The sequence below is a fragment of the Streptomyces sp. NBC_00316 genome, assembly GCF_036158715.1.
GTDB lineage: Bacteria > Actinomycetota > Actinomycetes > Streptomycetales > Streptomycetaceae > Streptomyces.
The window spans coordinates 1-19680 of sequence record NZ_CP108024.1 but is presented as its reverse complement, the minus strand read 5'-3'; the positions used below and the strand labels follow the sequence as shown (position 1 = coordinate 19680).

The 19680-nt window shown below is 67.3% G+C and carries 14 protein-coding genes and 2 pseudogenes; 3 read left to right on the top strand and 13 right to left on the bottom strand.

The genetic code is table 11. The features are described from left to right. Positions 1-87 precede the first annotated feature (87 nt). Complete coding sequence (locus tag OG878_RS39375) at positions 88-753, top strand: type III effector protein (protein WP_328891555.1); 666 nt, start codon at positions 88-90, stop codon at positions 751-753. A 168-nt stretch (positions 754-921) separates the two neighbouring features. On the opposite strand, the gene OG878_RS42500 is transcribed toward OG878_RS39375, so the two are convergent. The 10 genes from OG878_RS42500 to OG878_RS39330 form a co-directional block, all read right to left on the bottom strand. Next, positions 922-1398: an IS3 family transposase gene (locus OG878_RS42500; RefSeq protein WP_443049313.1), complete on the bottom strand. Its 477-nt coding sequence runs from the start codon at positions 1396-1398 to the stop codon at positions 922-924. Between the two features lie 41 nt (positions 1399-1439). Continuing rightward, a complete protein-coding gene (locus OG878_RS42495; RefSeq protein ID WP_443049295.1) occupies positions 1440-1739 on the bottom strand; it encodes a transposase in 300 nt (99 codons plus the stop codon). Positions 1740-2365: 626 nt separating this feature from the next. Then, entirely contained in the window at positions 2366-2710 is a 345-nt protein-coding gene (locus OG878_RS39365; protein WP_328891554.1) for a VOC family protein, read from the bottom strand. A gap of 373 nt (positions 2711-3083) precedes the next feature. Continuing rightward, positions 3084-3845 carry a pirin family protein gene (locus OG878_RS39360; protein ID WP_328891553.1) on the bottom strand — a complete coding sequence of 254 codons (762 nt, stop codon included), beginning with the start codon at positions 3843-3845 and terminating at the stop codon, positions 3084-3086. Positions 3846-4321: 476 nt separating this feature from the next. Next, a complete protein-coding gene (locus tag OG878_RS39355; RefSeq protein WP_328891552.1) occupies positions 4322-5293 on the bottom strand; it encodes a TDT family transporter in 972 nt (323 codons plus the stop codon). 451 nt (positions 5294-5744) lie between these two features. After that, the gene (locus tag OG878_RS39350) at positions 5745-7190 is read right to left on the bottom strand and encodes an aldehyde dehydrogenase family protein (RefSeq protein WP_328891551.1); all 1446 of its coding nucleotides are present in this window, start codon (positions 7188-7190) and stop codon (positions 5745-5747) included. Between the two features lie 459 nt (positions 7191-7649). Continuing rightward, positions 7650-9140, bottom strand: coding sequence for an FAD-dependent monooxygenase (locus tag OG878_RS39345; RefSeq protein WP_328891550.1), 1491 nt, complete (start codon positions 9138-9140; stop codon positions 7650-7652). Between the two features lie 131 nt (positions 9141-9271). Then, positions 9272-9568 (bottom strand): isochorismatase family protein, encoded by a 297-nt coding sequence (locus OG878_RS39340; RefSeq protein ID WP_328891549.1) that lies wholly within the window; start codon positions 9566-9568, stop codon positions 9272-9274. Positions 9569-10139: 571 nt separating this feature from the next. After that, positions 10140-10967: an alpha/beta fold hydrolase gene (locus OG878_RS39335; RefSeq protein ID WP_328891548.1), complete on the bottom strand. Its 828-nt coding sequence runs from the start codon at positions 10965-10967 to the stop codon at positions 10140-10142. Positions 10968-11224: 257 nt separating this feature from the next. Then, positions 11225-11977, bottom strand: coding sequence for an SDR family oxidoreductase (locus tag OG878_RS39330; protein ID WP_328891547.1), 753 nt, complete (start codon positions 11975-11977; stop codon positions 11225-11227). Between the two features lie 90 nt (positions 11978-12067). On the opposite strand from OG878_RS39330, the gene OG878_RS39325 reads away from it, so the two are divergent. Beyond that, on the top strand, positions 12068-12664 hold the full coding sequence (locus OG878_RS39325; protein WP_328891546.1) for a TetR/AcrR family transcriptional regulator: 597 nt from the start codon (positions 12068-12070) through the stop codon (positions 12662-12664). A gap of 294 nt (positions 12665-12958) precedes the next feature. Here OG878_RS39325 and OG878_RS42490 read toward each other — a convergent pair. Continuing rightward, positions 12959-14029 (bottom strand): annotated as a pseudogene (locus OG878_RS42490) (IS630 family transposase). Positions 14030-14318: 289 nt separating this feature from the next. Between OG878_RS42490 and OG878_RS39310 the strand changes: the two are divergent. Beyond that, positions 14319-15524, top strand: coding sequence for an IS110 family transposase (locus tag OG878_RS39310; RefSeq protein WP_443049033.1), 1206 nt, complete (start codon positions 14319-14321; stop codon positions 15522-15524). Positions 15525-15615: 91 nt separating this feature from the next. Here OG878_RS39310 and OG878_RS39305 read toward each other — a convergent pair. Continuing rightward, positions 15616-18278, bottom strand: a pseudogene (locus tag OG878_RS39305) (Helicase associated domain protein). Positions 18279-18315: 37 nt separating this feature from the next. Next, positions 18316-18960, bottom strand: coding sequence for a hypothetical protein (locus OG878_RS39295; protein WP_328884794.1), 645 nt, complete (start codon positions 18958-18960; stop codon positions 18316-18318). Positions 18961-19680 lie beyond the last annotated feature (720 nt).

Here is a 19680-nt window from a genome sequence, read left to right as displayed (position 1 = left end):
TCTTCTCCCTTCCGTTGTAACATGTCATCCAAACGATGACAACTGAGGTGTCGTCCAAAGGGTGACACAAAGACCGAGAGGATCTCCATGAAAGCCCCCGCCTCACCCCAGCCCCGCGATCCCACCTCGTTCTTCGCCGCTGCGGCAGCGCTGCACACGATCAGCGAAGCCGTCCGCACCGCCCAGATCCCGCTGACCGGAACGCACCCGCAGGAGGGGCAGGCCAGTGCGGACCAGGCCCTGGCCGCACTCCTGCTGCTGCGTGAACTGCGCGACCAACTCGCCGGATGGGAACCAGGACTGATCGAGGCAGCCCGGGCAGCAGGCTCCAGCTGGGCGGACCTGGCCCACCCCCTGGGCGTCGCCAGCCGCCAAGCCGCCGAGCGGCGCTACCTGCGCGTACGCCCCGGAACACCCGGCACCACCGGCGAGCAGCGCGTACAAGCCACCCGCAGCCGCCGCGCCGCCGACCGCACCATCACCGCCTGGGCCCGGACCAACTCCGCCGACCTGCGGCAACTCGCCGGCCAGATCACAGCCCTCACCGACCTCCCCATCCAGGCCCACACACCCCTGGCCCGTCTCGCCGAAGCCCTCGCCGACAACGACGCCGCCAACCTCATCGAACCCCTCGCCGACACCCACACCCACCTCCAGGCCAACCACCCCGACCTTGCAGCCCGCATCGACACCATCACCCACAACGCCGACCGACTCCGCCGAACCGGCAGCGACGACCGCACGACCACCTGACGTCCCGAGCGTGAGTCGACGCACCCCGTGTTCTGGGCCGACGTCTTCCCGTACGGATGTGGCCCTGTTTGTCGCCCGTACCTATCCACTGGACACCGCCTATGTGGCCACCTGGAGAGTCCCCGCCGAACCGGCCGTGGTCCCGTGTGCCCGCCGACGGGCGGTCGCTCAGGTCAAGCACTGGGGCCTGGACGAGCGAATCAAAAGCTGGACGCAGCTGGGGCCAGCGTCAGACCCACCCCTGGGCCACGCCGCCCTGCTGACGGGATCCGTAGCTCGCCCGCCCGGAGTGCTGCCCGGCTGCATCCTCTTCGCGCGTCTGCTCCCGGCGCGCACTGGGCATGAGGGAGTGCCAGCGTGGTCAGGAGAAGCATCTGCGCCTCGGCGCAACCGGACCCCTTCGATCCCGGACGCCCGCATGATCCTGGCGACCCGCTTGTGGTTGACCGCCTCACCGTTCGTCTCGCGGAGCTCGGCGGTGATTCTTGGGGCTCCGTAGGTGCCGTCCGATTCCTGGTGCACCGCCCGTATCCGGGCGGCAAGCTGTGCGTCGACCGCCTGCCGGGCGGCCCGGTCCGAGGCTGTCCGGCGCCAGTAGTAGAAACTCGAGCGGCTGACGCCGAGGATGCTGCAGAGCCGCTTCACGCCGTAGCGGCGCTGATGGTCAGCGACGCACTGGAAGCGGTTCACCAGCACGTCTCCCCGGCGAAATACTTGGCAGCCTTCCGCAGGATCTCGCGTTCCTCCTCGAGCTCGCGGACCTTCTTCCGCAGAGCCGCGTTCTCTGCCTCCAGCGGTGCCGGCGGCTGGGCCGGTTCCCGCGTCCGGCGTTCCCGTGGACGGCTTGCTCCGGCAGCCCGGACCCAGTTCCGCAGGGTCTCCGGATTGACCCCCAGATCGGCGGCGACCGACCTGATCGTCGCATCGGGCCGCGACTCGTACAGCGCGACCGCGTCCGCCTTGAACTCCGGCGGGTAGTTCTTCATGACCACGAGATGTCCGTTCTCAGATCCTCAGGATCCAGTGTCTCGTGTGTCCAACATCAGGGGGCAAGGCCCTCCATCTGCTTGCGCCTTTCGTCCACCGTCCCCAGCGGAGCGGTGCGAATCCTTAGCGAAGCTAAAAAACTACTGATTCCATGAAATGAACCCAATCCGAACCATTCATGCTGATCACCGGAACATCGTGGGCCTGATGACCCGTAAGTTCTTGTCGGTGGCCGTTCGGCACTGTGATGTCAGTGCTGTAGGTATCGGGTCTCTGCGTCTCTACTGTTCGGTCTGTTGCGGTCGGGGTTTCGAGTGGCTGCGGGTGACGGACCGGGCTGAGGTGCGCACGGGAGTGAACGGCAGCCCCCGCACCGCGCCCCATCCGCCTCGTCACCCCGGGTGAGCGTGCGCCGGTGTGGAGGCTGCGGCTGCTCGCGCTGTCGCCCCTCCTCCACGGTCATTGGCGCGGCATCCCCGCCCTTCAGAAGGAGAGCTCATTTGGTCTACACCCCTGATGTCCGGGCTCGGGACGGCTGCCGTTGGAAGTCCGATGACGGTCACGGCCGGTGCTCTGAGGCCGGCCCCGGCCTCAGAGCACCGCAGTGGTGCCGGGTGCGGAGGGGTCAGGCGCGAAGCTGCATGTACTCGAAGACGGAGCCGTCCGGGTGCCGGGCGACGATCCTGGTGCCGTTGGGAACTTCGTTGGGCGCTTCGAGGATCTCGGCGCCCGCCTTGCCGAGGGCTTCGAGAACGGGGGCCAGGGAGCCGACGATGACGGTCCCGTTCTGTGAGACGTATTTCTCGAGCGGCCCGGAGTAGAGCAGGAAGGGCCCTACGAGTGCCAGCTCCAGATCACGGTACGGAAATCGGCGGACTTCCGTCTCTCCGGTCAATTCCTGGTACAGAGGGATCGCGTCCTCAAGGTTATCCACCTCGACGTTCGCGACCATTGCGTGGATGTTGCTCATAGTGGTACTCCCTTTTTTGGTTACGGTTCTGGATGGTGTTACCGCCGGTGCACTTTTGGCGTGCGGCGGCATATCTGATCACCTGACGGTGAAAACCTTGAGTCCCTGAGTGACGCTCACGTGGTCGCTGTCGGGGTCTGAGCGAGGCCCGCCTCGCAGGCATCGTGGGTAGCAGGAGGAACTAGGCGGGGAGGTCCGACACCGGGCATTCCTCATCGCGGTTGCATTTCCTACTCCCCAGGCCGCACTGGTAGGCGTTCGAAATGTCAGGGGCGGAACTTCTGCCATCGCTCGATGCTGAGCAAATCCGGTGCGATTTCGCGTGCCGGGAGATGGGGGCCGGCTACAAGCAATCAGGGTGATGGAGATGAGGTCACCGGAAACTGAGAGTGGTGTCCATTTCCCACATCAACAGCTCCGCGCCGTCGGCGCCCGCACTGATCCGCTGCCCTTCGGAGCCGGTGATTCGCGCCGCGTCACCTTGGGCGAGGGCGCCGGAGCCTTCGAGGGAGATGCTGCCGCGAGCCACGAAGAGGTGTACGAACGGTGCTGCGGCTGCCTGCACCGTCTCGGCCGGGCGGAGCCGGGCGACGTGCAGGGCCGCGTGTTTCTGCCGGATGGAGATGGCGCGGGCTCCGGAGTGCTTCGACATGCCCGAGGCCAGGGTGACCCATCCGCCTTGATCAAGCGGCGCGTTGATGTCCAGCTGCTCGTAGCCCGGAGTCACACCGGCCGTGTCCGGGAGGACCCACATCTGGATGAAGTGCACTGGATCCGCGTGCTCCTGATCACCGGTCAGGGTCCACGAGTCGTTCTTTTCGCTGTGCAGAATGCCGGCGCCGGCCGTCATCCGTTGGGCCAGCCCGGGATAGATGATCCCGTTGTGGCCGGTCGAGTCCTGGTGGACAAGGGCTCCCTCCAGGACCCAGGTCACGATCTCCATGTCCCGGTGAGGATGGGTGTCGAAACCGGTGCCCGGCTTGACGGTGTCCTCGTTCGACACGAGCAGCAGCCCGAAGTGGGAGTTGTCGCTCTCGGAGCGAGCGCCGAAGGAGAAGGAGTTGAGCGATCGCAGCCAGTTGGTGCGCGCGAGATGGCGGGAGCGGGAGCGGCGAATGTCGGTGGCGGCGCGCAAGGTGGCTTCCTTGGAGGGTGGGGGCAGGGGCTGCTCGTGGGTGCGGAGCGGAGCGGAGGCGCCAGGCGGCAACTGCGCGATTTCCGTGGGCTGTGAGTCGGTCCTGGTAGGGCTCTGGCGCGTCGGCGACGACCGCACGTGTGGTCATGAACACGAGGTCATTCGCGTGGGACTGCCTACAGCCCGGCCGGCGCTTGCCGGATCCAGCGATGCGGGGATCACATACCGGGGCATATGTGCCTCGGTCTCACGATCAGCAAAACACATATGGACGATCGGGTCAAGAATGGGCTGGTGCTGTTGCACAGGTCACCTTCAGGGCCCCCGGCACAGCGCACGCGATGATGCCTGGCACAGGAGGCATGAGACTCTGCCTGACTCGGCTCCTTCAGGGGCGGCGCCCGGGGGGCTACGAGGTGCGCCGTCGCCCCGCGAGGGGCGGACCTGCCTCCTGCCGGTCGCCAGGCAGGCCGTACCTACGCCGAGGCACGAGGTGGCGTCGCCGGGGGGAGGAACTGGTGACGTGCCATGGCCACCAGCGTCCGTACCGCGATGGCTCCCACGAGTGCGGTCGCGGCGGCCAGGAGGAGGTAGGAGAGAACAAGTTCGCCGGGAGGGTGGCCGGTGCTGGTCCAGTGCAGTCCGGTGGTCGCCACCGTCGTCCAGGAGAAGGTGAAGGCCCAGAAGCCAGGTGTGAACCGCAGGCGGAGAAACAAGGGGAGCAGCCGTACCTGGGCGAGGATCATCAGCAGGCAGTAGCCGGCGAGCACAGCCGAGAGCCGGTCGATACGGTCGTGGTTGAGGGCGAAGCAGGCGACGCTTGCCATGGAGGCGGGTACTACCTCGATGGCGAGCGTCGGCGTGAGGCCCGGCGGCATCGGAGGCCGGAAGAAGAGCCGGGCCAGAATCATGGAGCCCAGGACGACCCACGAGATGATACCCAGACCGAACATGACCTCGGCCACGCGCTCCTGCCCGACCTGCACGGCGCTGAAGGCGGCTACGAGACCACCGCCGGTAGCGGGCAGAAAGTAGCCCGGGTGAAGCTGATCCAGCTCGAGCGGGCCGTATATCCATTGCCCGGTGTACCAGCCGCCCACGAGCAGGGTCAGGACGATGAAGACGTCCACCACGATGCGGCCGGCGTCGGGGGCGTACGGTGCTATGCCCTGCGCTGCGAGGAGCATCGGCGTAATGACCGCCAATGATCCGAACGGACTCCCGACGCTGTCCAGCATGTCGGCCACGAAGGCTCCCCGGACAGACACTGCGTACCGCAGGTACAGCAGAAGCGTCACGCACCAGACGACCGCAGCGAGCGCGACCAGAGCGCGGCCCACGTCGATCGGCACGTGGCCTTCATGGGCTGCCGTGAGCCAGGTGCCGGCCAGGCCCGCGAGGCCCAGAGATATTCCGAAGAAGGCGAGAGGTATGCGCGGCACGGCCATATCCCAAACCCCTCTGGTTCCCGGGATCATGTCGGGCTTCGCACGCGTCCCGCCCTGCGGGACCCGGCCAGAGGAGGACGGCCCCCACGACGCACGCGCCGCCGCGGAATCTCGTCCCCGAATCCGTCCCTTCTATCGAGTCTGCATCGATACGAGCCGCACCGCCCGCGCGGTGCCGTGCGGCTCGCGCCATGTGCAAGACCAACAAGAGCCAGAGACCAACGCTCTGCGGGATGCAGGTGGGAGGCTGGTCAGACACACTTGACTCTGAGAGGCGTCCAGCCCGGGTCGGGAGAGCGGGTGACACCGAACGGCACGGCGAGGACACGCCGAAGCGTGGGGGAGGCCGTGCCGCCGGTGAACGAGTGTGGCCGCAGGGCGTTCGGCGAAGACCGGTCGGTGGCGTTCCTGGCGCCTGCACCCTGCTCCCCTCCCGTCACGCGGCGACTCGTCAGAGTTCGAGGTCGGTCAGAACCAGGACTCGCTCGTAGGTGTAGTCCTCCATCGCGAACTTCACGCCTTCGCGGCCTACGCCCGACTGCTTGGCGCCGCCGTACGGCATCTGGTCGGCCCGGTAGGACGGAACATCACCGATGATCACGCCGCCGACCTCGAGCGCGCGGTGCGCACGGAAAGCGACCTGCACGTCGTGGGTGAACACGCCCGCGTGGAGGCCATATTTGGAGTCGTTGACCGCGGCGAACGCCTCTGCGTCGCCGTTCACCTTCGTCACGGTCAGGACCGGGCCGAACACTTCCTCGCAGGCGAGGGTGGTCTCCGCCGGGACACTGGTGAGCACGGTGGGTGCGTAGGAGGCGCCGTCGCGCGTGCCACCGGTGTGGAGTTCGGCGCCTGACGTCACCGCCTCGTCGACCCAGGTCTCGACGCGCTTGGCCGCGTCTTCGCTGACCAGCGGCCCGACGTCGGTCTTGTCGTCCGACGGGTCGCCGGTCACCTGGGCCTCGACGGCGGCGACGATGCGCGGCAGCAGCCGGTCGTACACGGAGGCGTCCGCGATCACCCGCTGCACGGAGATGCAGGACTGGCCGCCCTGGTAGTTCGAGAAGGTGGCGATCCGGGTGGCGGCCCGGTCCAGGTCCTCGTCGCTCGCCCAGTCGGCGAGCACGACCGCCGCGCCGTTGCCGCCCAGTTCCAGGGTGCAGTGCTTGCGGGGCACCGAGTCCATGATCGCGTAGCCGACCTTCTCGGAACCGGTGAAGGAGATCACGGGCAGGCGCTCGTCCTGGACGAGGGCGGGCATACGGTCGTTGGAGACCGGCAGGATCGACCATGAGCCCACCGGCAGGTCCGTCTCGGCCAGCACCTCGCCGAGGAGCAGCCCGGAAAGAGGAGTGTTCGGAGCGGGCTTGAGGATGATCGGCACACCGGCGGCGATGGCGGGAGCCACCTTGTGCGCGCCCTGGTTCAGCGGGAAGTTGAACGGGGTGATGCCGAGGACGACGCCCTTGGGAAAGCGGCGGATCAGGGCGAGGCGCCCCCGGCCGCCTGCGTCGGTGTCCAGACGCTGGGCCTCGCCGCTGTTGAAGCGGCGGGCCTCTTCAGAGGCGAAGCGGAAGACGGAGACGGCGCGGCCGACCTCGCCGCGCGCCCACTTGATGGGCTTGCCGTTCTCGGCGGAGATCAGCTGTGCTATCTCCTCAGTCCGTTCGGCAAGGCGTTTGGCGACCTGGTCCAGGGCGGCGGCCCGCAGGTGGGCCGGAGTGGCGGCAAACTCCTCCCGCACCGCGTAGGCGGCGGCGACAGCCTCTTCAATCTGTGCGTCGGTCGGCACAGAAACTGTTCCGACGAGCCTGCTGTCCCACGGGGAAGTCACGTCGAGGGTGTTGTCGCCTTCGGCCGGGCGTCCTGCGACCCAGAAGGAATGGACAGAAGTCATGGGTGGGCTCCGGCTCTATCGTGATAAGGGATTTCGGATGGTGTGTCCTTCACGGTAGGGGTGTGCCCAGGTGCAATGGCTTGTTCGACTTGTCTGAGTGGGCGGACGGCGCACTCCTGTTTGGCATGAAGAGTTTCCCGGTTGCGTCTGCTGGCCCGACCTATTGATCGGGCACCGTGGACGTGCCATCCGTGGCTGGTGCGGTCGGGCACTGGTGCTGCCGTCGTCGGAGCGCACGAGCACGTCCTCGAGGCAGGCCCCCCTCGGCAGGCACTGCATCAGATGCCTCGGCCGTAGCCGGCACGAGATGTCGTCCAGCCGGTGTGCGCAGGTGTCCGCACCAGCTCACACCTGGGACCACGCTTGGGCCCGTTGGGGCGTGGCGTGGCGGCGAAAGGCTGTTCCGTCGCAGCCGCGGGCACCGGACGGCGGCCGCGTCGCGCGGTGTCAGGGGCCGGCTTATCTGGAGGTAGGGGTGCCTTGATGGGCGGTAGCGCCTGCACCACACCAGTCCGTCAGGGCCTGTCGGGCGGCCTCGGCCCGGCGTTGCGGATGTTCCTCCGAGGTGGTCCACGCGATGTACGCGTCTGGCCTGACCAGCAGGGCCCTTCTTGTCAGGCCTGGCACGGACACGAACTCGACCTCGTCGGCCCAGCCTTCAGTCACCGCGGTGGGGAGCGGCGCATCCGCGGCGGTGACGAGCACGAAGCGCCGGGTGCGCAGAGCCTCGTACAGCCGCTTTCCGTCGGTCAGTGACAGGTCGGGAACGCGCTTGCCGACAAGCGGGGGTGCGCCACTCGGAGTGGCGTAGGCGATGTCGAGTTCGGAAATCGCCCGGGCGGCCCGCTGGGCTACGGGCCGGATGCGCAGCACCGTTCGGGCGAAGAGGTCGCGGAATCCGCACATCGCCTTTGGCGTCGTCAGTACCCCACGCAGAAGTGCGCCGCTCATCCGAAGTACCCGACGGCCCACCGGATGCCGCTCGGCCTCGTACGTGTCGAGCAGAGCGTCCGGAGCCCGGCCGTGCAGGACAGCCGCCAGTTTCCAGCTGAGGTTGACCGAATCCTGGATGCTGGTGTTGAGGCCCATCCCGCCGGCGGGTGAGTGCACGTGCGCGGCGTCGCCGACGAGGAAGACCCTGCCGACGCGGTAACGGGGGCACTGGCGTTCATCGCTGTGGAACCGGGAGAGCCAGCGTGCGTCCCGCATGCCGAAGTCGTTCCCGAGCGCCCGCTGGGCGACTGCGCGGATCTCGTCGAGATCGACGGCCGTGGTGTCAGGCATGTCGTGGCGACGGTTCCAGGCCATGACGCGGAACCAGCCGTCGCCGAAGGGCACGACGATGGCGAAGGCGTCCCCCACCGCCCCGACGGTGGGAGGTTTTCTCGGCGGCTCGGCCAGGCGTACGTCGGCAAGCATCATCGAACGAACCGCGGACCGGCCGGGAAAGGGGAGGCCGAGGGACTCACGCACCTTGCTGTTGCGGCCGTCAGCGCCCACCACGTAGGCGGCACGCAGGGTCTGCACCGTACCGTCCGGGGCGCGTACCTCGACGTTGACGCCCGTGGAGTCCTGCCGCAGACCGGTCGCCTCGTAGCCGCTCTTGATGTCCACTCCGTGGGTGAGAGCGCGGGAGCGGAGCAGCCGCTCGGTGTTGTACTGCGGTGTCACCAGGACGTGCGGGTAGCGGGTCGGCAGCCGTGAGAGGTCGATCTGCAAGAACTGCAGGACCGGATTGCGTAGTCCGGTCTTGAGCAAGTCGTCGGCGATCCCGCGGGCGTCGAGTTGCTCCATCGTCCGGGCGTGCACGGCGAACGCCCGGGTGAGCTGGGACTCCCCTTCGCGGCGCTCCACCATGGTGCAGGCGATCCCTGCCTCGGCCAGATCGCCCGCGAGCATCAGTCCCGCGGGGCCGGCCCCCACGATCAGCACGCCTTCCTCAGGGCTCATGTGCGTCCTCCGCATCGATCGACATGGAATTCAGGTGTAGGGCCGCCTCGGCGGTCTTGACGGATGAGGCGAGGTCGGTCGGTCGAGCGCGCGATTCGACGCTCCTCACCGCGTGCTACCGGTAAGGGCCCTCAGGCCGCCGGTGCGCGCGTGGCGGTGAGGAATTCGTCGACCGTGAGCGTCGCATGTGAGATGAACGGATACCGCAGAATCATCGCGTCGTAGGCGTCCCGGCCCCCGACTGCCGCGGTCGCATCGGTGAACGTGGTCACGTGGAAGCCGTGTTCCATGCATCTGCGGGCGGGCGACTCCACGCACATCGCCCCCACCATGCCGGCGATGGCGATGTACTCCGTGTTGTGCTGGCGGAGCTGGACCTCCAGGTCCGTGTTGGCCAGGACGTCGATGTTCTTGTGCGGAGTGATCACGATTTCGCCGTCTTGAGGCGACAGCCCGGGGTGGAAATCGGCCCCCCCAACTCCCCTCCACGAAGAGGCGGTTGTCAAACATCTCGCGGTGGACACCGGAGATGTGCTTCCACGAGGTGTAGTCCGCTTCGGTGTAGGACATGGGTGCGAAGAAGACGGGAAATCCCTGCTCGCGCGCGCCCGCCAGCAGGCGCTTGAGGTTCTCGAAGGTTCCGATCCGCTCGAATTCCTCCTTGAAGGTGGGGTAGGCCTTGCCGTCCTCGGAGAAGACATCGTTCATGGTGTCGATGAGGAGCAGGCCTACCCGCCCCGGCTCGTAGCGGTGAGCAGACATTCACCCTCCTCGGGATTTTCGGGTCCTGCGCGAGCGTGTGTCGGTCTCCGTCGTCCTGCGTGGCACTGGGCGGTTTCGCTTGGAACGGCCGGCTGCTGGTCCGGTTGTTGCGTCTCTGGTCCGCCGGCTGACGAGAACCCCGGCGATACGCAGGGGCACAGATTCCCGCTCGGGTCTTTGCGCGATTCCTTTCCTGGGCCGGACGGCACTGCGGAACGGCACACACAATCGTGGCGTTCACCCGCGGGCGAACTCCAGCAGGTCGGCGTTGAAACGGTCGGCGAAGACGGGAACCATCGCCAGACCGTGCGGGGCGCCCGGGTACACCTTGAACGTGGCGTCCTTGACCAGCTTCGAGGACTTCTCGCCCGCGGCCACGATGGGCACGATCTGGTCGTCGTCGCCGTGCACGATCAGCGTCGGGACGTCGAACCGCTTGAGGTCCTCGGTCAGGTCCGTCTCCGAGAACGCCCTGACGCAGTCGTACGCGCTCTTGATACCCACCTGCATCGACCACAGCCAGAACGCGTCACGCGTGCCCTGCGAGACCGTCGAACCCTCCCGGTTGGCACCGTAGAACGTCTCACTGAGGTCCCGGTAGAACTGGGAGCGGTCCGTCGCGACGCCCGCCCGGATCTCGTCGAACACTTCGAGGGGCAGTCCCTCCGGGTTCGCATCCGTCTTGAGCATCAGCGGCGGGATCGCGCTCAGCAGGACGGCCTTCGCGACCCGACCGGTCCCGTGGCGCCCGATGTACCGCGCCACCTCACCACCACCGGTCGAATGCCCGACCAGGATGACGTCACGCAGGTTCAGCGCCTCGATCAGCGACGCCAGGTCGTCCGCGTACGTGTCGAGGTCGTTGCCCACCCACGGCTGCCCCGAACGTCCGCCCCCACGCCGGTCATGGGCAACGGCACGGAACCCGTTGTCCGCCACGAAATTCAACTGAGGGTCCCACGCATCGGCGGTCAGCGGCCACCCGTGACTGAACACGATCGGCTGCCCCGACCCCCAGTCCTTGTAGAAGATCTCGGTTCCGTCTGCGGTCGTGATGAAAGCCACGGCGCGGATCCTTCCCTCGGTCACCGGGAAATCCGTCGTCACCGGGAAATCCGGCTGAACCCGCGGCGGACGGATTCCCTCGGCGGCTGATTCCCTCGGGGAATACGACCGGATGGTGCACGTCGACTCATTCACGCTACCCAAGAAGCACCGAATCGGCGCGCCGTGAACCCCCTGGTGACGGCCCCGGCTGCACCACAGACACAGCTGGGCACCTCTGCGACTCCACCGAGCACCGCTCCAGGAGGGAGAACCACTCAGACCTGATTCAGTCCACCGTCGACGTAGAGCTCGGACCCTGTGACAAAACTGCTCTGGTCGGACGCGAGGAAGAGCGCTGCCGCAGCCGCCTCGGCGGGCTCGCCCATCCGGCCGAGGGGAACCTGCTGCGCGAAGAACGCGCGGAGCGACTTGGCCTCTTCCTCGTTGGGGGCCAGGCCGGTGATTCCCGGGGTCTTGATCGGTCCGGGCACCAGGGTGTTGACACGGATGCCACGGCCGCGGAGCTCGTTGGCCCAGGTACGCGAGAAGGAGCGGACGGCGGCCTTCGACGCGGCATAGACGCCGAACGCCTCTCCGCCGGTGGTCGCGGCGGTGGAACCGGTCAGGATCACCGAGGCGCCGTCATTGAGGAGCGGCAACGCCTTCTGCACGGTGAAGAGCGTCCCCCGGACGTTGATGTTGAACGTGTCGTCGAAGTGCTGCTCCGTCACCTCCTCCAGAGTCGCGAATTCCCCGCCGCCCGCATTCGCGAAAAGCACGTCAATGCGCAGGCCCCGCTCGGCCACGACCGCGAAGAGCCGGTCAAGGTCGGCCGGATTCGCTATGTCTCCGCGGACAGCGGTGACGCTGTGGCCGATCTCGGCGGCGGCCGCGTCCAGCGCGTCCTGACGCCGACCGGTGATGATCACGTGGGCGCCCTCGGCAGCGAAACGCCGCGCTGCGGCCAGTCCGATGCCGCTGTTCGCCCCGGTGACCACTGCCACTTTGCCTGCGAGTACTTCCGTCATGACGTTCCAGTCCTCGATAGTTATTGACTGGCTCGTCCATAACGTTAACTGTTGTGGACGAACGAGTCAAGAAAGCGTTATGCTCACCCCATGGCACGACCTCGGAAATTCGACGAGCAGCAGGTACTGGACACCGCCCGGGAGCAGTTCTGGGCGGGCGGGTACGCCGCCACTCGCATGGACGACATCGCCGCGGCCACAGGCCTCGGCAAGGGCAGCCTGTACGGCGCGTTCGGCGGTAAGCAGGACCTCTTCCACCGCGTGTTCGACGACTACTGCAGCGCAATCGTCGATGCCACCGCCCAGCAGCTGCGCGGCGACGACAAGAACGCATACGCGCGGCTGTCGGCCCACATCCACGCGGTGGCCGCAGCCACCGCCGCAGACACCGCCCAGCGCGGATGCCTGCTGGCCAAGGGCACCGCCGAGCTGGCCGAACACGACAAGACCGTGGCCGAGCGAGCGCACACGGCCGTCGAAGCACTGCGCACCCTGCTGGAGCACGACATCACTGCCTGCCAGCGCAACGGCGACCTCGACGCGGACGCGGATCCCGGACAGCTGGCCGCGCTGGTCCTGGCCGTACTGCGCGGCATCGAAGCACTGGGCAAGGCCGGAGCCGACGAAGAGACGCTGACCGACATCGCCCGCACCGCCCTCGCCGTACTGCCCCGCCCCGCGAACTGACGGCCTCCGGCGACCGCCCGGTCCGGTCACGGTGACGCGGTCGCAGCAGAAGAACCACTCGCCGACCGTCACCTTGCGGCCCGCCGCGCCCCTCGCCGGAATCCGCGACACGGCGATGAGGACCTCGGCGCGGGAGCCGGACCGGTCGGGGCGGACGACATCGAACCGTGGCGGCCCGCAGAGCCCGTGAGCCTCGGAGCCGGGCGGATCGGAATGGCGGGTGCGGCTTCGCACTTCGATGTCACCATGAGTTCTCATTCAACTGTCTTCAGTTTTCACTGGTTACTGAGGTTTTCAAGGTGGGGTCGGCGGGTTGATGGCCAGTCTTGTGGCGGTGAGACAGCCGTCGATGAGACGGGGCCGGAGTTGGATCCTGCGTAACTCGCTGCGGAGCTTGCGGTCGAGGTCGTCGGGTGTGGTGAAAGCGGTGTTGGCCATTGCTCTGCGCACGAGTGACCAGACAGCCTCGACGGGATTCAGGTCGGGTGCATACGGCGGAAGCCGGACGGTGGTGAGCCAGTCGTGTTCGGCCTCGTACTGCTTCAGCCCCGCGGCCAGATGGGTGTTGAGATTGTCCCAGACCACCACGATCGGTCCGTCGAGCTGGATGTGTGCCCGCACCAGGAGGTCGCGATAGTCCTGCCACGAGGCTCTTGCGGGCGCCCTTGAGCAGGAGGCGCGTGCGGGGCCGGTGGATGAGACGGCTCTTCTCGCCGGCCTTGTAGCAACACAGCGCGGCAACCGAGGTCCGGCGGCGGGACCTGCCACGCACGCGGATGACGGGGGTGTGCCCGCGCCGGCCCCAGGTGCGGGCACGGGGCGGCGTCATCGAGAAACCGGCCTCGTCCTCGAAGACGATCCAGGCCCCAAAGGCCGCCGCGAGCCTTTTACCCGGGGCCAAACCTCCTTCTTCCACAGCTCCACCGCGTGCTCGTCACGCTCCAGTGCTCTGCGGGCGGGAGCCTGCCAGGACCAGCCGTGCCGTTTCAGCAGCCGCCACACCGTCGCCACCGACAGGCTCACTCGCAGCCGACGGCGGATCACCGCCTGGACCCGGACCAGGGTCCAGCGTTCGTCTTCGAAGCCGTGCGTCGCCGGGCCTTTGCCGAGTTCCTCCTCCAGCACGGCGAACTGGGTATCGGTGATGGTCGGTGAGTTCGCCGGACCCGCGGAACGCAGGCCCTCCATGCCGCCCTCGCGCCAGGCACGGCGCCAGCGCTCCACCGACCGCACGCTCACTCGCAAGTCCTTCGCGATCACCGAGGTCTTCTCACCCGCCGCGAACCGATGCCCGGCCTGAAGCCGGATCTCCTCACGAAACGCCCGACGCTCAGCGGTCAGGCCCCCACCCTCCGAATACCTCACCCCACCGGCATACCGCAGGGATCATGAACCGTCACCACCCGACGACAACACGAAAACCTCCTTACGTTGTTGGTGGGTTGATTCCGGTCACTCGTAGGATCGGGAGGCCCAGGGGCACTGGGTGTGGCTGTCAACCTCATGCCGCAGGAGTGGCTTCTACTGATTGGCCGCCCGGTGCCCCGCGACGACTCGGCCACTGATTGGGATGCGCGCGACAAGATCGCTTGGTAAGGACACGCTGGCGAGGTCGTCTGCTGGGACAAGTACTGGGACGACTTCGGAGGTGGCCATGCCCGAACTGTGGGCCGGTACGGATGCTGGCAAAGCCGAGCATCACTGCGTGGTGATCGACTCCGACGGTCAGCGGAAGCTGTCGCGGCGGGTGGCCAACGACGAGACCGCACTGCTGAATCTGATTGGCGATGTCCTCGCTCTGAGCGAAGACGAGCCGGTGACCTGGGCGATTGATCTCAACGCTGGTGGTGCCGCGCTGATGATCGCGCTGCTGACCGGCAACGGGCAACAGGTCCTCTATATCCCCGGTCGCACCGTCCATCACGCCTCCGGCTCCTACCGGGGCGATGGGAAGACCGACGCGAAAGACGCCTTCGTCATCGCCGACCAGGCCCGCATGCGCCGCGACCTCCAACCGATGCGCCACGGCGACGACATCGCCCTCGACCTGCGGATCCTCACTTCACGGCGGCTGGACCTGGCTGCGGACCGGACCCGGGGCATCAACCGGCTGCGGGCCCAGATGCTGGAGTACCTCCCCGCTCTGGAGCGGGCCTTCGACTACAGCACTTCAAAGGCTTCCCTGGTGCTGCTGACCGGCTACCAGAGCCCAGCCGCCCTCCGGCGGATCGGCAAGAACCGCCTCGCCGAGTGGCTGAAGAACCGCAAGGCCCGCAACTACAAGCTCGTCGCGGCCACCGCCGTCGAAGCCGCTGAGGCCCAGCACACTGCCGTCGCCGGGGAGAAACTGGCCGCCACCATGGTTGCCAAGCTCGCGAGGGAAGTGATGGCCCTCGATGAAGAGATCGCCGAAACCGACGTCCTGATCGAGGGCCGGTTTCGTGAACACCCGCATGCCGAGGTCATCCTGAGCATGCCCGGCATAGGGCCCGTTCTAGCCGCGGAGTTCATCGCCCACACCGGCGGAGACATGAGTGTCTTTGGCAGCCCTGACCGCCTCGCCGGCGTCGCCGGCCTGGCCCCGGTTCCCAGGGACTCTGGACGGATCAGCGGCAATATGCGCCGCCCACGACGCTACTGCCGGCGCCTGCTGCGGGTCTTCTACATGTCCGCGCAGGTCGCTGCCCGCTGTTGCTCTACCTCGAAGGCGTTCTACGAACGCAAGAGAGCCGAAGGCAAGAACCACAGGCAAGCAGTCATCGCCCTCGCGCGGCGTCGATTGAACGTTCTCTGGGCCCTCATACGCGACGGCCGAGTCTTCGAGATCACCGCTCCGCCCAAACCTGCCGTCCTCGGATGAATCGCTCACAGCGCGTCACCGGATGAGATTGACAACTTCATTGGGAATCAGTAGCCGACCGTGAGCGCGACGGCCGCGATGACGACGCCCCTCATGTCCAGCGCATGCCGATGGCGGTGAGCTGTTCCGCCCGCTCGGGCGCCAGTGTCGCGGCCCTGCTTCGCTGGTTGCTGATCCAGGCGCCGAGTTTCAGCTGCACGTCCCGCTGTTCCTGGCCGTCGCGGTCGTCGCCGTCGCTTGGGCCGCCCATGCTGATGGTTTCTACGTGCTTGCGGGGGACCTGCAGGTGTCCCTCGCGCTTGTAGTACTGCTGGGCGGCGGCCAGGTGCGTGGCCCATTTGTCGGCCTGGCTGACCCGTGGCTTTGGTTTCTCGTTCTCGCTGGCGGGTGTGATGCCGAGGATGTGTTCGCACATCCATTGCTGCACCGCGGTGAGGCTGCCCCATCCGAGCCGCTGCGCCCGTACCCACCGTCCGAGGTCTTCGCCTTGGCGTACGACGTCGCCCGGCGTGGTGGGTGGCGTCCCGCCGGCGTCAAGGTGCTGGCGGGTGAGGTGGAAGCACCGCTGCCATGTGACGGGCCATGCCGGGCACCAGGCGGGGTCGATGTCTTCCAGTTGCTCGCGCCGCTCCTGCGACATTGCCCCGGGCGACGATTGGGCCGAGAGGCCTTCGGCACTCCGCTGTTCGTTCTCCTGTGTCTTTCGGGCGGCGGCCCGCTGGTTCTTCAGCCAGATGCCCACCGTCGCGTCCTGGAACGTGGCGTCCAGGGGCGCGAGCAGGTGTCCGTGTTCGGTGGCCCATGCGCGGGCGGCGGCCAGGCCTTGTTCCCAGGCGAGGTCGTAGTGGGACCAGATCATGCCGAGCTTTTCGAGCTGTGCGGCGCGGTCTTGGTTCATGCGACCTTGGGCGTGGAAGCGGCGTGCGTCGGCGATCCACTGGCCAAGTGGAAAGCTGTGCAGCGGGGTCGGCCATACGATCTGCCCTGCCCCTGCCCCTGCCCCTGCCCCTGCCCCTGCCCCTGCCCCTGCCTCGGCCCTTGCCCTTGCCTCGGCCCTTGCCTCGGCCCCTGCCTCTGCTGCGCTGCCTAGGGTCCCGTTTTCAGTGTCTGTTTGTCCTTGGGTGGGGATTCGGTAGGTGAATGGGACGCGTAGGTCGCCATGCAGTCGGTGGTAGATGACAGCGGCTTCCACACCGCGGCGCCAGTGCTCGTGTTCGGGGTTGAGGACGCGGAGGTTGATGAACGCGGCCAGCTGGGCGGGGTTGCGGGGTGTGGAGAATTTCAGCAGGGCCTTGGCCGGGCTGCTGACGCCCTCCCACGCCGCCTGCTGCTCCTGGTCTTCGCCTTCTTCGCCCAGCTCGCGGCCCTTGGGGGAGCGGCTGGGGGCCTGCTGTTCGGCGAGGGCTTCCACGATCCGGGTGTCGTGTGCGCGGAGGGCTTCCAACAGCTTGGCCAGTCCGCCGTACGCCCGGGACGTGAGCATGTTGTCCGCCGTCTCCCCGGGCCCCAGCAGTACGGGCACCACGAGGGAGGCGGTTTTGCCTTCGCCGGGCTGCATCCGCAGGGCACGCCCGACGGCTTGGACGAGGTCGGGCATGGAGCCGCGTACGTCGGCGAAGTACACGGAATCGCATCGGGCTGTGTCGACGCCTTCTCCGAGGACTTTCACGGACCCCAGATAGCTCTTCTCGACCACGGTGCCGTCGCCCGTGATCCCGGTAGCGAACTCGTCCAGCACCCGCCTGCGATGAAGCGGCTTGTGCTCCCCGCACAGCCAGTTGGCCCAGACCGTCTTCGGGTACAGCTCCGGATCCGCCACGTGCAGCCGCTGAGCGACGTCCGGCAGGCCGGCCGCGAAAGCCTCGGCCTCCTTCACCACGTGGTGGAACACCAGCGTCCTGCGGAAGCCCTCCTCGGCCGACGCCTTCACCAGGGCGGTCTGCAGAGCGGCGAGCCGCGCCCCGCGTACGGCCTCGGACCGGGCCTCACCACCGAGGAGCTGCGCGGCCTGGAGCTGTGTGTCGGTGACGTCGACGCATACGACTTGGTAGGGGGAGCAGATGCCCCGGTCGATCGCTGCCGAGAGCGTCAGCGTGTAGCAGCGGCTGCCGAACGGGCCGTTTGGATCGTCGTCCATCGAGGCCACCAGCTCACCCGGCGCGCCTGTTCCTGGTTCTCGTCTCCGAGTTGCCACAGCCGGGGTGTGGCCGTCATGTAGAGGCGCCGCAGGGCCGGGATTTTCTGGTTGTCGTGGACGACCGCCCACGGCTTGCCGATCCGCCCGGAGGTGCGGTGCGCCTCGTCGACGACGATCAGGTCCCAGCCCGAAAGGCCCGCGGTGTGCGCGCGCTCCAGCGTGCCCAGACCGAGGGAGGCGTAGGTGGCGAACACGGTGACCTTGTCGAAGGGCCGGGTCCACTCCACCAGCTCGTCCACGTCCGTGGTGTTCGGGAAGGACACCTCCTCACCCCGCAGCGATGACACCCCGATCATCGGGCCCGTGCGGCCGCCTTCACGCCACGCGGCCTCGGTCTGCGCCAGCAGGTCCAGCGAGGGGACGAGGACGAGCACACGCCCCGCGTGGAGCTCCTGCGCGCTGCGCACGGCGACGAGAGTTTTCCCGGATCCGGTTGCCATGATGACCTGGGTCCGGAGCCCTCGCTCGGGCACAAGTGATCTTGCAGGGAATTCGAGAGCACGGATAACCGCGTCGACGGCCTCTCTCTGATGCGGCCGGAGTGTTTTCTTTTCCATCGAGGCGTCTCTTTCCCAGAAATCCTGCTGCCCGTCTCTACCGCCCGTGTGCCGCCTTCAGCGCGGCGTGCTGCGCGTCGACGGCCGCGGTGAGGGAAGCGTGTAGCTGCCCAAGGAAGCTCCCGAGGTCTTCTGCAGCGATGCTGCAGCCGCTCTCCTCGAGCTCGAAGGTGCTGCCCGTGAGGGCGCCGGCGGTGAGGTGGTAGACGTATCCGCTGGTGTGGCCGAGGGCGTACATGGCTCCACCGCCGTCTGTGGCGAACACCGACACGGTGTCATCAACAACACCAGTGAGCCGGTTGGGATAGTTGCCTGCAGCGACCTGGGCAATGAGGGACGAGGCGTCATCGATCCAGATCCCGTTGCCGAGGTGAGGCAGCTCTGCCCCACCGAGATGCCCGTAGTACTCCAGGAGCGGGCCCGCCACGCCCTGCCGGGCCAAGACTTCCACCAACACGGGACCCTCTCCGGCGGGGACGCGGCACACAGTGTGCTCCCCGGGCAGGTACCCATGGACCGCCTCGAAGTCGGACACGAACTCGACCCCGAGCAGCTCCATGTCCTCATACCATTTCCTCAGACCTGCGAGGTGCACTCCATCACTCCTCGGATCAGGGAGGGCCACAAGTTCCAGACTATATCTGCAATTAATTTTGAAGCAAACCTTGTGCACTCTCACCATCACAAACACCCGACAGGTGCTGCTGCCGTGAAGAACACACCGCTCAATCGCAGCACACCGAGACCCCTGCAGTTCTCACCCCCCACGCCCCCACTGACACCCACTCAGCCCCCACACCCGGACAGCGACCACCGCCCCTCGGGCGGATGGTTTCCGACCACCCGTCACCACATGATGAGCGAAGCCCGTAATCGCACAGACAGGGGAACCGCAGGGGAGTCACGCCATCCGACGACAAGACAGACGCCCTGCACGTGGTGGAGCAGACGATGAGGACTCGCATGGTGTGAGAGGAGGTCTGCACGTCCCACTGGCCCCGCCCTTTTGACGAAGTATTGGAAGCACTGACGGCAGCTGCTCACCGGTGAGATGTGCCGATCGACCCCTCCTCCGCCAAGAGGGCCGCCCCGGAGATTCATGCAGGCTCCCGAGAGCGACCACCCCTGCTGCTGCTCGGGCCGCAAGGCCCGCAAGTGTGCCGCGCGAAGCGTGGCACACCCAGTGACGCGGAGCGTCACCAGGTGGCTGGAGCGCAGCGCAGGCCACCAGCCGGCCGAAGGCCGGCCCCGCACCCGCAACACGGTGCACCCGCACTGCAGTTGCCCCCGAAGCGAAGCGAAAGGGGGCAACGCGGTGAGCAAAGCGAACCGCTCCGTTCCCGCGAAGCGGGAACAACTGGGCTGCGAAGCAGCCCAGTTCGCTTGCACATCGCGCAGCGAT

Coding starts and splice junctions, on each gene's coding strand:
- OG878_RS39365 (WP_328891554.1), bottom strand. CDS start 2,710: ATGAGCAACATCCACGCAATGGTCGCGAACGTCGAGGTGGATAACCTT.
- OG878_RS42495 (WP_443049295.1), bottom strand. CDS start 1,739: ATGAAGAACTACCCGCCGGAGTTCAAGGCGGACGCGGTCGCGCTGTAC.
- OG878_RS39355 (WP_328891552.1), bottom strand. CDS start 5,293: ATGGCCGTGCCGCGCATACCTCTCGCCTTCTTCGGAATATCTCTGGGC.
- OG878_RS39350 (WP_328891551.1), bottom strand. CDS start 7,190: ATGACTTCTGTCCATTCCTTCTGGGTCGCAGGACGCCCGGCCGAAGGC.
- OG878_RS39310 (WP_443049033.1), top strand. CDS start 14,319: ATGCCCGAACTGTGGGCCGGTACGGATGCTGGCAAAGCCGAGCATCAC.
- OG878_RS39330 (WP_328891547.1), bottom strand. CDS start 11,977: ATGACGGAAGTACTCGCAGGCAAAGTGGCAGTGGTCACCGGGGCGAAC.
- OG878_RS39375 (WP_328891555.1), top strand. CDS start 88: ATGAAAGCCCCCGCCTCACCCCAGCCCCGCGATCCCACCTCGTTCTTC.
- OG878_RS39345 (WP_328891550.1), bottom strand. CDS start 9,140: ATGAGCCCTGAGGAAGGCGTGCTGATCGTGGGGGCCGGCCCCGCGGGA.
- OG878_RS39295 (WP_328884794.1), bottom strand. CDS start 18,960: ATGGTGAGAGTGCACAAGGTTTGCTTCAAAATTAATTGCAGATATAGT.
- OG878_RS39325 (WP_328891546.1), top strand. CDS start 12,068: ATGGCACGACCTCGGAAATTCGACGAGCAGCAGGTACTGGACACCGCC.